This window comes from Streptomyces sp. NPDC059832 (assembly GCF_042731715.1).
GTDB lineage: Bacteria > Actinomycetota > Actinomycetes > Streptomycetales > Streptomycetaceae > Streptomyces.
Genome location: NZ_JBHWIY010000008.1, coordinates 332858 through 346941 on the forward strand (window position 1 = coordinate 332858; position 14084 = coordinate 346941).

The 14084-nt window shown below is 66.0% G+C and carries 7 protein-coding genes; all 7 read right to left on the reverse strand.

Translation table 11 applies throughout. The features are described from left to right. On the reverse strand, nucleotides 1-2010 hold the full coding sequence (locus ACFV8T_RS17415; RefSeq protein WP_385328311.1) for an AIPR family protein: 2010 nt from the start codon (nucleotides 2008-2010) through the stop codon (nucleotides 1-3). Then, complete coding sequence (locus ACFV8T_RS17420; RefSeq protein WP_385328312.1) at nucleotides 2003-3013, reverse strand: PD-(D/E)XK motif protein; 1011 nt, start codon at nucleotides 3011-3013, stop codon at nucleotides 2003-2005. Before ACFV8T_RS17420 ends, ACFV8T_RS17415 begins: the two co-directional genes overlap by 8 nt. Beyond that, complete coding sequence (locus ACFV8T_RS17425) at nucleotides 3010-5799, reverse strand: Z1 domain-containing protein (protein ID WP_385328313.1); 2790 nt, start codon at nucleotides 5797-5799, stop codon at nucleotides 3010-3012. The genes ACFV8T_RS17420 and ACFV8T_RS17425 overlap by 4 nt, the downstream gene beginning before the upstream one ends. Nucleotides 5800-5862: 63 nt before the next feature. Further along, nucleotides 5863-7338 (reverse strand): ATP-binding protein, encoded by a 1476-nt coding sequence (locus ACFV8T_RS17430; RefSeq protein WP_385328315.1) that lies wholly within the window; start codon nucleotides 7336-7338, stop codon nucleotides 5863-5865. Between the two features lie 407 nt (nucleotides 7339-7745). Further along, on the reverse strand, nucleotides 7746-9788 hold the full coding sequence (locus ACFV8T_RS17435; RefSeq protein WP_385328316.1) for a hypothetical protein: 2043 nt from the start codon (nucleotides 9786-9788) through the stop codon (nucleotides 7746-7748). An 881-nt stretch (nucleotides 9789-10669) separates the two neighbouring features. Next, nucleotides 10670-12322: a serine/threonine-protein kinase gene (locus ACFV8T_RS17440; protein ID WP_385328318.1), complete on the reverse strand. Its 1653-nt coding sequence runs from the start codon at nucleotides 12320-12322 to the stop codon at nucleotides 10670-10672. Nucleotides 12323-12711: 389 nt separating this feature from the next. Continuing rightward, the gene (locus tag ACFV8T_RS17445) at nucleotides 12712-14040 is read right to left on the reverse strand and encodes a class I SAM-dependent RNA methyltransferase (RefSeq protein WP_385328319.1); all 1329 of its coding nucleotides are present in this window, start codon (nucleotides 14038-14040) and stop codon (nucleotides 12712-12714) included. Nucleotides 14041-14084: the final 44 nt, after the last annotated feature.

Consider the following 14084-nt stretch of genomic DNA (forward strand, 5'->3'; position numbering starts at 1 on the left):
CTAGGGACCGGGGACGAACCCGAGGGAAAGCGCCTCGTTGCGCGCGTGCAGTGCCTGTACCGCCTGTGGCTCGGGAACCTCCTGTTCGAGTTCAAGTCGCCGGCCGACGTACTGCGTGAGCTGGCGCTGCGAGGGATCCAGGTTGTGCGTCTCCTTCGCCCATCGCTCGATGGCGTACCACTCGTCCGCCGGGACCGACGTCACCTCGTCGTTCGCCCCCCGATCGCCTTCTGCACCGCCAGCGAGGGCCTCGTCGTCCAGCGGCTGATCACGGAGCTCGACCTCCAGGTCGCGAGGCACGGACCAGGGCACGCGGGAGACGGCGTCCCAGCAGGCGGGCTTCTTGGCCCACTCGCCCACGTGGTTGCCCTCACGCGGCTTGGTAACAACCCGCATGACCCGGGGGCACAGGTCGTCGATCGCGGCTTCGAGGGCTGGTGAGACCCGCTGCTCACGCCAGATCCTGTCGAGATCGATGCGCTGTTCCGTGGCGAGCGCCAGACGAGCCATGGTGTATGTCGTGATCATGCTCTTGTAGCTGCCCGCCTCGTGGTTCGCCGCGATGCGGTCGACAGCCTTGAAGAGGACGGCCATGGCTATCACGCGCTGGCAGTACTGGACGTCGACCCGAGGGGGCGCCTCGCTGATGCGGTCCATGAACGCGACGAAGTTCTTCTGCGCGCCCCGGCTGACGCTGAACGGGAGGAGACTCCAGGAGTTGGCGTACTTCGCGAGGTCCGCCTTGGTGAACTTCCGATTCGTCGGGTTGAGCTTCTTGAAGGTGCGCTGCTTCGCCGGTGTCCTGGCCTTGGCCACCTCGTCGGTGTACTGGCCGCGCGCCCTCTCGTAGAACCAGTGGGTCTCCTGGCCGCTGCCGTCCGTCGCCGGCGCCCAAAGCGATCGGGTGATCCGCTGGACGGCTACGTGGTACGCGTGGTTCGAGCTGAAGTCGACGAGCGTCACGCGGTTCTGGGTGTTGGAGTACTCGGAGATCATCGGGACGATCTCCGAGAGCCGCTCAGGAGAGACCTCCGTCAGCTTCATCTGGACGGTCACATGAGACAGGTCGGCCTTGTCCCGGCTCGAGGCGTAGTGCAGCGAGGCCGTGGTCTGACCGCCGTTCACCACCTGGAGTCCGTGCACCCGGGAGATGCCCGCGGGGGTGCCGTCCGGGCCGTGCACGAAGTCGACATGGGACGCGGTCGCCGTGATGCCGTTGTTGTATGCCAGGAACCTGCCTGGTGAGTGCAGCAGAGTCTCCCTGATACCCCGGTTGACCGACCCGCGGGCCTGCAGGAAGGACCGGACGTTCAACTCAAGAAGTCTGGTCCCATACTCCCCGTACAGTTCGGCCAGTCTCTGGCCGGGGATCACTGCCATGGTCACCGAGTGGTCCGGCTCGCTGCTGGGTGCCGAGACGCAGGGAAGCGGAGGATCGAACGAGACCACGATGGGCTCGCTGATGCTGCCGGACGTCTCGTGGCGGTGCAGCCGTGCCAGGTCCCATACCTCGTGGGTCACGGGGAGGCCGTCGAGCTCGGCGAGCGGGAAGGCGGTACTCGTGCCGACGCGGTTGCTGAGCAGAAAGAGCCGGATCCTCCGTACCTCGGTGAGCGCCTTCTCCACTGCCGCGCACATGTCGTACACGTCGAAGGACTCATCGATGTGCTGACGCAGCCCGTCCCGACACCGGCGGACGAACGTCAACAGGCGCCTGAACGCGGTCTCTGCCTGCCCCTTCGTGAGCTTGGACTCCAGCGGGTCCAGGTCGAAGTCGGTCACGAAGAGGTCGAGGCACTCCCCGGAGTCCCCGATGCCGTACCCGTGCACGAGATGACCGTGGGCCGAGTGGTAGGCGGTGAACGTGTTGGACACGATGCCGGCCCGTTCCAGGTCCTCGAACACGCGCCGCGTGAACGTCTCCGGGGTGGTGGTCCCCTCGGCGTCGGCGGTGGCCTGGACGTCGGTGACGACGTCGTGGGCGTACTGGGACAGGTCGAGCTCAGGCATAGGGTCCCCCGATCAGTGCGGTCACCTCGTCGGTCGTGGCGCGGTGGTGGTCAAGTCCCGAGGTGTTCACGTGGTATGAGCACTCACCGACACCTTCGGGAAGATCTGCCTCGACGAGTCTCGGGAAATTCTCCCCCACGTGCCAGAAGCGCAGGTCGCGAACGGTGTAGCGAGGCTCCTCGTACACGTCTCGCTGGCCGGGGAGGTAGCCGGCCTGCACGAGACAACCGTCGAAGGCGGCTCGGACGACAGGGCTCGTGAGCTGCTCGCGTATGAGGTCCACCAAGCGGTTCAGACTCTCTCCTGATCCACCCCGCCGTTCGTCGAGCATCGCCAACGCCAACAGGAGCGCAGGCGTCCCGGTGCCGTCCAGCTGGCGCTCGCTGGCGATCCGGATGCTGCGGGGCCGTTTGGCGGTGCTGGCCTTCGCCTCGACGGCGACTCCGGGCAGCTGGAAGTCCTGGTTGGCTCCGCTCGGCCCCGTCCATGCATCGACGGCCTCGGTCGGCCCGACGAAGGGCAGGATGTGGTCGCGCAGCACCAGGAGCTCGCCGACGAGTCCACGACGGGCCTCAGGGCCGAGACCATCTCTGCCGACGGCACGCAGGAGGTCCTGCCACCGCTCGAACCTCTCCACTGCCGCTGTCAGGGCTGCTGCGGCCCCCGGGGCGTCTCGGACGGTGTCAGCTACGTCGGTGACGAGTGGGTTGAACACCTCCCGCAGCTCGTTGGCAGTCAGGACCACTTGGAGCTCGTACTCGAGACGCGACACGGCGCTCAGGTTCATCTCAAGACCAGCCGTGCGGGGGAGTCGGGTCACGGTCCGCACGATGTGGTCCGCGGAGCGGGCGTCGGTCCTGAGAACGAGCATGCGTTGATGCGCCGGGTGGGAGACGGAGAGGAATACATCCAACGGGGCGTCAGGATGCAAACGGATACGCGACCGGCCTGGGGCGTCCTGGGGTGCCTCCAGATCACGCCACTCGGCCTCGGTTACGGTCACTCCCCACCCTCCTCGTCGTCGAAGGCGTCGTCCACGCCCTCCTGCTTCCAGATGCTGTTGACGACGTACTCCGTGGCTGACTGGTGCTCGGAGCGAGGGAAGTTCACCTGGAAGCCCACGAGCGGAAGCTGCTTCTCGCCTTCGCCGCCCTTTGGCTCGATCACGTAGATCAGGAGGAGAGCCTGGTCCGGCCTACGCTCCCAGCGCAGCTGTTCGCCGGAGGGCGCCTGCGGTACCTGCTCCCTACCCTTCTTCTTCGCAGCCTGACGTGTCGCCTGGAGAGCGGCTTCCACCTGCTCCTGGTCGAGGCCGATCTGCTCGTCCCGAGGGCTGACCACGCGACGGATGATGTACCGGTCGTCGGTCTTGTACCCCGGGTCGTTGAGCGGAGTCCGGGTCACGGGCCCCACTTCGTGCCCTGCAACGTCGTGGGTGTATTTCGCCGTCGACTTGCCGATGAGACACACTGTCCACTCCGCCAGCTCGTCTACGCTCGCGCACTGGTCGATGTACTTCGCGATGAACCTGGGGCGGACCCTCTGCGCCATCGCGTCCGTCACGTATCCCAAGAGGAAGTCGGATACCGCCTCGCGGGTCACACCGTTCCATGTCACCGTTCCGCCAGGAACCTCTGCCTGGGCAACTGTGAGGCCGTCGAGACGCCGGACGAAGTCCTCAAGCGTCTTGAGATTGTGTTCCCTAGCCCTCTGGGAGAAATTGAAGAGGGTCGTCTCCGGCCCCTCCCCGGAGTAGCTGAGCCTCACGGGCGTGCCCTGTCTCATCTTGTTGGGGGCGGTGATCGTGAGCCCCAGAGAGGAGGCCCGGACCTTGAACCCGAAGTCCCCAGGCGTGAGGCTCAGTGCCGCCATCTCCTCGATCTCACGGCGGAGTTCGTCAGTCGCGGCGGTCACCTCGACGTACTTTGCCTGAAGGTCGGGGCTGGTGTACAGGCGGCAGAGGTCCTCGTGGCCCGGGCGGTACCCGAACCACCGCCCCATCTGCAGGAGTGTGTCGTACGTGTTCGAGGTACGTACGTAATAGCTGACGGTCAAGCCGTCCAGCGTCAGGCCTCGGGACAGCTTCTGGCCACCAATCGCGATGACAGAGAGGCCGTTCCTGCGATGCTCGTAGTAGTCGAGCGCGTCACGCGAGGCACCGTTCACTGTTTTGACGACGATCTTACGCAGGGCCGGGAGCAGTTGACTGGACACCTCCTCCCACGTGACGGGCTGAGCCTCGTCCGCGGGGAAACGGTCCGACGTAGGGACGAAGTCCCGCTCCCACAGTGTCTCGAACTCCGCCATACGTTGGGATGCCTGCCCGTAGCGGTCACGGAGCGAGTCCACGAGGAGGCGCAGGTGATCGTCTACCTGGTCCCGGACAATTCCTTGGACTGCAGTGAAGCGGGTGACGTGCACGAGCATGGAGTTGTGCACCTTCACTCGCCCACGTGCTCTCCGGGCCGCTGAGGCAAGTACGAACGCGGCGATCGACTCGCGAAGGGACTCAGGAAGGTCGTCGGAGGGGACAAACGAGGACTTGTGTTTGGTCGGGATCCACCGTTCCGCGTCGTTCACGGACCTGACCAGCGGCAGTGGAGCGATGTCCTCCTCGTCGTCGATATCAACGTGGAGTCCGAAGACCCGCTCCGGGCCAAGGTAGTTAGATGGCGAGGGAAGTGTGCGGATGAAGCTTTCCGGAAACAGGTCGGAGCCGAAGGTGGGGTGTTCAACGTCGGGATCGATGTAGATGTTGGCGAACGGCGTCGCCGTGTAACCGACGTAGGCCGACTTGTCGAAGCTCCTCATCAGGTCGCGAATAGCACCGTTGGTCTTGGTGGGATCCGCATCGGGGTCCCGCTTGGTGTTGATCGACGCGTTGTCAGCCTCGTCATCGATGACGAACAGCGGAATGTCTCGTACGACCTTCCGACCCGATTCATCCTCCGTTCCCTGAACCTCTGTCACCCAGTTGCGTAGGTACTCAAGGATCTTCCAGTGCTTCTTCACCACGAGCACGACGGGGAAGTGTCCGAGGTGAACGGAGTTGAACGCGTTCGCGGTCTGGCGTCCGAAGTCGCCCTTCTCGGAACTGTTGGTCGGCGAAGCGATGACAAGCCTCTTGGCGCCGGGCATCCGCCCCGCGCCCATGCGACTGGACTTCCCTGCTTCGTTGGAACGCTGCTGATGCTGGGAGTCGAAGCCCAGGAGGCCCTTGTCCACCCGCAACTGTGTCTGGCTCCGCAGGTCGTTGTGAATGCCAGCGAGGATGACTACGAGCTGGTAGCCGGCGTCGACCGCCTTCGCAGCGAGCCCGATGTACTGTCCCGTCTTGCCCGACTGCACCTGGCCGATAACGAGCCCTGTGCGGCGCCAGTTGTCTTCCCGACGGGGATCTTCGAGCTGGCTCAGGACCTCGTCCGTGCTCTGGTCCAGGCGACGCACAACAAGCGGAGGCAGGTTCTCGACATCCTCGAGGTAACGCCGGTAGCGCTCCCAGAACTCCCACTCGCGGTCATTCTTGGCCTCAGAAAGCCAAGGCTTGTGTCCCGTGTTGCTATCCAGCCCGGTGGAGCCCTCCTGGAACACGGCTGTCATGGCCTCGATCTCCTTGGCCAACCGGTCTCGGTCGACCACTTCACCCTGCCCGGCCAGCATCCCGAAGATGACCGTGACCGCGGTCTGTACCTCCTCAGGGGAAGGCTGACGGTCCTGGGAGAACATCGCGAGGACTAGACGCCGTGCTTTGGCAAACGACTCGTCGAGTTCCTCTGAGGGGGCGCTCACGGAGACCTCCGGTTGGGCGGGAAGGGTATGGGGCAGGCTAGGGGCGGTCACCGACAATGGGGTTCACCCATTCCAGAAACCCTGTATCTGATCGAAGGGCGGCATGGTCCGCAGACGTTCGCGAGCGGCTGCAGGCGAGCGGCCGTCGGAGACCAGCGCCTCGTAGATCCGCTGTGCGACCTCCGTGGCCCCGGCGTCGGCGGGTCCTGGGCCCCCGAAGGGCTCGGGGTCGTCGCTGGTGTCCGTCTCGTGCATCACGCGGAGGGCGGTGACCGGCACCGTCTCCTCAAGCAGACGGATCAGAGCACGCACGTCATCCGAGCCGGCACCGCCAGAACGCAGAGCTGCCTTCACCAGAGGGTGGCCCCGGTTGATCCGGCAGGTGACCTGGTCGTCGACACGACGGACGTTCCACGCGTACACGAGCGGATCCCCGTGCGTGCGCGCAGCGATCTGCCCGCGGTGCCGAAGCACGTCGGCGGCCCTTTTCCTGGCCTGCAGGGCGATGCGCCGTAGATGAGAACGCAGTGCGACCGGCGGGACGACACTGGACTTCCGGACGTCGACCCCCCATTCGACATCCGTCTCGGCGGGGATGTCCACGGCGATCCGTGCGAGATTGTACTTCTCCTCGCGGCGCAGCCCGCGCTGTCCGAGCCAGTCACCGGCCAGGATCAGCCGGTCCCGGCGGTACACGTAGAACCCCTGCTGGTCGAGCCACCCACGCGGCCCGCCGGCCTTCTCGTACTCGTCCGGGGCGAGCCTCTGGGCACTGGGGAGGACGAACGCCTCCACCCGTACGGAACCCACCCCCGACCGCAGACGCTCGACCGGAAGCGGTTGTACGGACGGGTGGCGGGAGAGGAACGGATCCCAGGGCTCGACGGGGCTGCCCGACACACGCAGGTTGCGACGTCGGCTTCCGGTGAGGAACCTGCCGAAGACCATGCCCAGGTGGGACTCCGTGCGGGCGGCCTCCGCGTAGAACTGCTTCTGGGTCCGCTCGTCCTCCACCGTCACCGCGTCGACGTGGTAGCCGTTGAGGCGCCGCCACAACACGACGGTGCCGTGGTCCGCCTCACCCCGGATCCTGTCGAGCAACTCGGTGGTCGTCTCGTCCGCGCCGCGTAGCAGTCGCCACTCGCCCGCTCTCTCCACGACGTCAAGGTCCCACGTGCGCACGTGCCATTCACCGGCAGTGGCGGTGGCGACGGTGAGCTGCCGGGCCTGTGAGAACGAGGCCGACTTGAGGCCGACGCCGAAGCGCCCCAGGTCCGTAGGGCTTCGGGGCGTCGCAGGGCCTCGCGCGGCCACGGTCATGGCGGTCACGAGCTCGCCGGCTGTCATCCCGGTACCGTCGTCGGCGACGGCGATCCAGGAGTCCTGCCCGGCCCAGGTGAACTCGACGTCGATCGTGGACGCCGCCGCGGAGATGCTGTTGTCCACGAGATCCGCGATGGCGGCAGGCAAGGAGTACCCGAGCGAACTGAGCGAGGCGACCATGCCTGCAGGTTCCGGGGCAGCGATGTCGTACAACATGCTCGGTGCTCGTCCTGCTTCCGCTCTGGCAACTACTTCGTACACGCCCCTCACGGCTACAACCGAGTGAGCGAGTGCCTTGATGGTTGTGCAGGGGAAGACTCGACGCCCTGGCTTCGCCGTCGTTTTCCCCCGGCCTCCCCGTCCGATGTTAGCCAGGCAGGGAGAGCTGAGGTTCTGATCCGTCAGATTTACGTCAAATACAGCGGCCCACTGTTGCTTCGCGGCCGGATCCCAGCTGCCATCGCTCGACGGGGCTCCGTCCCTCGACGCCCCTCGCCAACCCAATCGCGCCCGGTCCAGCGCAAGTCTCATACATGACTTGCGCATGGCTGCCACAGCATTCGATGCAGCCGAGCCAACTCCTTGTCCCGACGGGCTGACGCCCACGTCGGCACCGAATGGCATCACTCAGCAAACGAGGAAGGCTTGATCCATGGGAAACGCGCAGGCGCGTGTCGCCGGAGGACCCGATCCGCCGAAGCGAAGGCGTGCACCATTTCCCAACGGGATGTATTTTCCAACCGCTGGCATTCCCCGGCGAGAATTTCACTGAAAGCAGCTACCCTTCGACGGTTCACTCCATCCAGCAGGCGAGCGGCAGTCTCAGCTCCCTTGCCCACCAGGCCGGCAGTGGTGATCAACTCATGCTTGGCAGCCGGATCAGCAAGGGTTACCCTCGTCGCCAGGCGTCGCTTTTCCCCGAAGACATGGCTAGCCGCCACGACGAGAACCGTTGATGCCGTAGCCTCCTCAGGCTCGCCCGCGTTGTTCATGGCGTTCACCAGAAGAGGTAGCTCCGCGAAGGGCATCGGGTCAGAAGTCTCCCAAAGAGGCTCCGCAATTAGGAGACCGGCTTCAATCCCCGCACGATCCACGACGAACGCCGGGAGACTTGGTGAAGACTGCCGGATCTCCCACCGCTCAACACCAGGGTCCGCCAGTGCAGCTCTAAGAAGAGCCCGACACCCATCTCGCAGCGTTTCAACAGAGATATCCACGACGTCCAGTCGGACGATACGACCTTGACGCCGGATGTCCAGAACGGGAAACCTGCTCTCTCCAGATGATTGGAGAATGGACAGATCCCTGTCGACATGGTTCGGGTTCCCCGAATCCTGGATGACCAGTGATGCCTTACGCGCGTATGCCACAGCAACCCCGTGTTCGAACCCGAGGCAAATCGAACGAGCACGGATTGCCTCGTCCAGGACCTGCTCGAGATCTGTCGGCTGGGCACTCAGGAGGAGCGTGCCACTGACGGGGTCCCAACGGAAGTCTTCGTGGGCATTGGCGTTGCGCCACTCAGGTCGGATCGTCGAGCCCAGAAGGCTGCACAGCGATTGATCGTCCTCAGCCGCCAGCAGGTCCCGCAGAGTGGCCAGTGTGGTTCCCTGCGGAACCGTCCCGCCTTCTAGTTCCAGGACCACAGCGGCCGTACGCTTTACGTCGCCCTCGAAGACGGCGCGATAAAGGTCCATAGCTGCTCGCGCCTTCTCCTCCGGGTGTTCCGCACGAATGTAGGCATCCTGATAGGCAATCACGCCGCGGTGGGAGAAGAGGGCCTCCGGTTCACGAGCGACGTGCCGGGCAATCACCGAGCACGTCTGCTCTCGTGCCGACTCCAACTGAGACATCACCAGATCACGCCCTAGGAGAGCAGCACGGTGCGCGACCAAGGGGCGGTCGGACACCGCTAGGTGGGCGAGGTGGTGGCACAAGTGCCCTGTCATTGGCACCGATTCGTCGATGAGATGTCGCATGCTACGGCGCAGCCGACGATCAAGCGACTTCCGATCTGTCGCCCAGGCAGCCGCTAGACGGGCCCTTGACGCCGCACCGGTACCGCCACTCAGCTGCTCAGCCGGTATCCCGAGCGTTCGTCGGTAGACATCCTCGCCCAGGGAATTTGTGTCTGCATCCTCAGCGGCAGCAACCAACTTCTCAGCTGCCACCTGGGCTGCGAGAGCATAACGGCGCGACTCCGCCCACGCTGGTTCCGCCCAGCCCTGCTCCAGGCAGTCAAACAGGGCGATGAGCTCGCCCCAGATCGCTCGCGCTAGGTCCGCCGCTAGCCTTTGTTCGGCGATACTGGTGCGGGAGGGATGGAAACGAGACACCTCTCGTGCCACAGAACTCGCGACGATAGCTGTCGCATGAAGTCGCCGCAACAAGGCAGGAAGTCGCTTCCCGACGGTCCGACCTGACGCGCCGCGAAGGTCCAGGATCGCCACGACCGTCTCGTCGACGTCCCGCTGGAGCTCCGGCAGTTCGGCGTCCCACAAAACAGACAACCACTGCTTGCGGGTTGCCTGCACGTGGCCAGGTCGCACCTGCTCAGCAGCCTCTTCGACGACAGCTGAGCGTCGAAAGTTCCCAGTCACTGCTCGGGCAGCCTCGCTGGCGTCACGCTCGACTGCTCCGAGCCGCTCAGGAAGAAGGAAGTCCACCTCCACAGGATGACAGCCGGCATCGTCCCAGAGCTCGTCGTTTTCGTTCTGTCACCGACGCCTGTTGGCACCACTACTCAAGGCGTGCAGGCACTCTCCGGTATCCCTTCCAGCGCCGCGGCAGGTGCGCCAGCATCGCCGAGAGCAGTCGAGCGCCATGCCCAACTCCGCCCGCTGCATCCATGAGCACCTCTGGTGGATACCTCGCCTCTTCCAGGGCCTCGTCCTCCGCTTGTCAGCCCTTCGCACTCCGCACTCACGCCAGCCACCGCCGAGCCGCCTGTCCCGAGAACGCCCGAAGTCTTGGACAAGCACGAAGTCATCGAACGCGTCCGCGCAGGTCATAGCCACCCCACTCCCCCACCCACCAAGTGTCTTCTAAGCACTCGGCAGCGAAGCTGCGCGGCACACCAAAGGGTGTAGGGCCCCAGTTGGAACCTCACCGAACCTCAACGCCAGCCCAGCGGGGTGCACTCGCTGGGCTGGCAGGCCCAAGGTCCTGCCTTCGGCTTCTACAAACGTCGCGTTCGGCTGACCTCCACCGGACGCAACCATGGAGGGCCGAGGGAAGATCAGCTCGTGCAGCTGCCGGCCGTGCCCCAGCGAAGGAACTCCGTACCTCCAGCGCCGTCGAGGACCGCCGCGGCGTACTGTGCGTAGCCCCATCCTTGCCCCGCGCGAGATTCCGCGAGAACAGTCCGGCAGGCCACGCCGGCGGCGGCCTCTGCCCACTCCTCTCGCGTGCCCTGGTCCCACTCGGGCCTCGTGGCCCACACGTACATCACGCCTTCGTGCGGAGCGAAGCCGATGCTGGTGTTCTCGTCGCTGATATAGCGGGGGTCTTCGAACAGACGGGAGTTGGCGTTCCAGTCGACAAAGAGCTAGTGGACCGCCTCGGTTGCCACTCTAATTTCGCGCTTGTCGACGCTGGGGATCTGGGCCGCGGCCAGTCCTTCTTCGGTGGGGTGCCAGCTCAGCTCCTGCCCGGGGTCGGCGACAGTGCGGTCGATGGTCTGCGTGATGCAGTCGGTGTTGGCGCGGAAGTCGTCCTCCCACACGATCGCCGGCGCCGTGGACGTGGTGTTGTCGACCAAGACGTACTCGTCGTACGGAAGGGACTTGTAGATGCCCGCCATCATGCGCAAGGTGAGGCAGGCGTTCTTGGCCACTCCCTGCACAACACGTGACTCCACGGCCGGGCCGCTGATGGCTATGTAGAGCTCTCTCCGAGACGGGGCGTAGCCCACGTCGTACTGACCGCTGTAGTCGTACTCCTCGCCCATGCCGTAGCTGAGGTCGTGCCCGAGTGCGGCCTCGGTCTCGATCTCCACTTCTCCTTTGGCACGACGAGCTGCACGCCACGTGGCGATCATCGCCTCGTCCGCGTTCGCAGGAGTAGGGGACGACGCGGCGTCCACCACAGCCTGGGAGCTTGCTGCGGGTGAAGCGGAAGCCGGCATGGTGGCGGTCTTGCTGGGGGATGCGCTGGCGGGAGGACGGGAACTCGTCGAAGCCGTCTCCGTCTTGTCGGGCTGCAGGGCCAGCGCTCCACCCGCCAGGCTACCTATGACAGTGCCCACCACCGCCGCGATGCCCACGAGTCGTCTGCTGGAACGGGCAGGACGTCTCCAGTTCGGGTCGTCCAGAGTGGGGACGTCCCACTGGGCAGCGACGAGATCGCCCACCAGTGTCGGCTCCGCACCCGTCGGCGCGACCTGTGTGGCCTGTGCTGCGAGGAGGACGGCACATGTCTCGGCAGCGCCCCACGCGGTGGCTCGGTCCCCCGGCTCCTTGGCAAGAGCGCTGCTCACGATGGCGTGGAGTTCGCCAGGAAGGCCACGCAGATCAGGATCCTCGGACATGACCCGGTAGGCGACCGCGTCGGGGGCTCCCCCGCCGAAGGGCGCACGATCGGTGGCTGCGAAGGCTATGAGGGCGCCCCAGACGAACATGTCGCCCTCGGGACCCGTCGTACCGGTGCGGTAGTGCTCAGGGCTGATCCATCCTGGGGTGCCGGTCAGAATGCCGGTGCGCGTCACGGATGTGCCGTCGGCGGCATGAGCGATGCCGAAGTCCAGGACTCGGGGACCGATCGGGGTCAGGATGACGTTCTGCGGCTTGACGTCCCTGTGGACGACACCCGCGGCGTGAATGGCCGCGAGAGCCTGGGCCGTGCCCGTAGCAAAGGCGTACAGGGTTCCGCCGGCCAGCGGCCCGTGCGCGGCGATGTACCGATCGAGGGTGAGCCCTGGAGCATAGGCAGTGGCCAGCCACGGCGACGCGGCTTCGACGTCAGCCGCGATCAGGGGTATGAGGCACGGGCCCTGGACACGAGCGGAGAGCTGTACTTCTCGACGGAAGCGCGCCCGGAACTCCGCGTCGTCCGCCTGGGCAGGGTGGACGACCTTGACCGCGACTCGCAGACCGGCGGCGTCCAGGCCAGCGTACACCGTGCCCATGCCCCCTGATCCAAGGCGACCGATGATCCGGTAGGGGCCGACGCGCTGGGGGTCACCAGGGTAGGCAGCCAGCACCCGCCCACCAGAACGAGCACTGCTCACCGGGCTTCCGATCTCCTTCAGACGTGCAGCAGACCAAGGGCCGGACGTATGTCGGTACCTGAGGGCTGGATATTAGCCGCGCGTCGAGGCGATAAGCACTGCCTTCTCAAACAATGATCAGCGACACCTCCCACCGGATGCACAAGAACGAGACGGAGCCGACGAGACTCGCTCGCCACGCTCCGTCGTTTTCGCCGCAGTGCACCTATTCGTCGGTGCGCACCGCGATCAGCCCTCCTCGACAATCGTCTGACTCTTCATCAGAACGAGCGTCAAACGGGCGTCACGAGCGTCATCTCAGCGTCAAGATATCGCCCGTAACGCCCACACCGCACATAACCCGCACCACCCGAACCCACAGGTCAGACGCCCTTCTTCACCGGCTCAAGGATCGCCACGCACTCCACGTGATGCGTCATCGGAAACAGATCGAACGCCCGCAGCGTCCGCACCCGATACCCGCCCTCCCGGAAGTAGGCCAGGTCCCGCGCCAGGGCCGCCGGGTCGCACGCGACGTACGCGATGCGGCGCGCGCCCAGGCCCGTGAGGTGTTTGACGACCTGCTTGCCGGCGCCCGCGCGGGGCGGGTCGAGGACGATCAGGTCGCACTCGGTGATGCCGGTGCGCGGGAGGATCTGGTCGACCTTGCCGTGTTCGATGCGGACCCGGTCCAGGTCCTTCAGGTTGTGGCGGGCGTCCTCGACGGCGCGCTTGCCGGACTCGATGCCGAGGACCGCGCCCTTCTCGCCGATGCGCTGGCCGATGGCGCCGGCGAACAGGCCGACGCCGCAGTAGAGGTCGAGGGCCATGTCGTTCTTGCGGGGCAGGAGGCCCTGCATGACGGCGCGGACCAGGGTGTTGGCGGCCTGCGGGTGGACCTGCCAGAAGCCGCCGGAGCCGACCCGGTAGGTGCGGTCGTCGGCGCGCTCGCGGACGAAGGCGCGGCCGTGCACCCGGTGGACGCCGCCGTCGCGCTCGTCGACGCGCATCACCGAGACGGGCTTGTCGAGCTCGACCAGGGGCAGCCGGCCGCCGGGCCTCGGGGTGAGGATGACCTGGCGGTCGTGGGAACCGGTGGCGGCGATGGCCTCCACCGAGGCCATGCCGGGCCATTCCCGCTTCTCGATGCCGAGCTCCGTGACGCCGGGTGCCGCGATCAGGCAGCGCTCCACGGGCTCCACGTCGTGCGAGCGGTGCTTGCGGAGGCCGACCTTGCCGTCCTCGTCGATGGCGTACTGGACACGGGTGCGCCAGGCGGGTACCTCGCCCGGCGGGAGCTTGTCGCCCTCGGCCGGCATGACCGTGCCGTCCCAGCCCGCCTCCTCGGGGGTGAGGCCCGCGAGGCGCTGGAGCTGTTCGGCGATCACTTCGCCCTTGAGCCGGCGCTGGGCGCCGGGCTTGGCGTGCTGCCAGTCGCAGCCGCCGCACTTGCCGGGGCCGGCGTACGGACAGGGTGCCTCGACGCGGTCCTTGGACGCCTCGATGATCCGTACCGCGTCGGCGCGCAGGAAGCGGGAGTCGCTCTCGCCGTCGGTGACCCTGGCGATGACCTTCTCGCCGGGGAGCGTGTGCCGTACGAAGAGGACGCGGCCCTCCGAGGTACGGGCGATGCAGTGGCCGCCGTGTGCGACGGGGCCGACCTCGACCTCGTACTCCTCCCCGACCAGCGACGACGTGGGTTCGTTCTGCATGTGGGGGTGGCTCCAGAGATCAAGGGAAGAACGGCCGGACAACA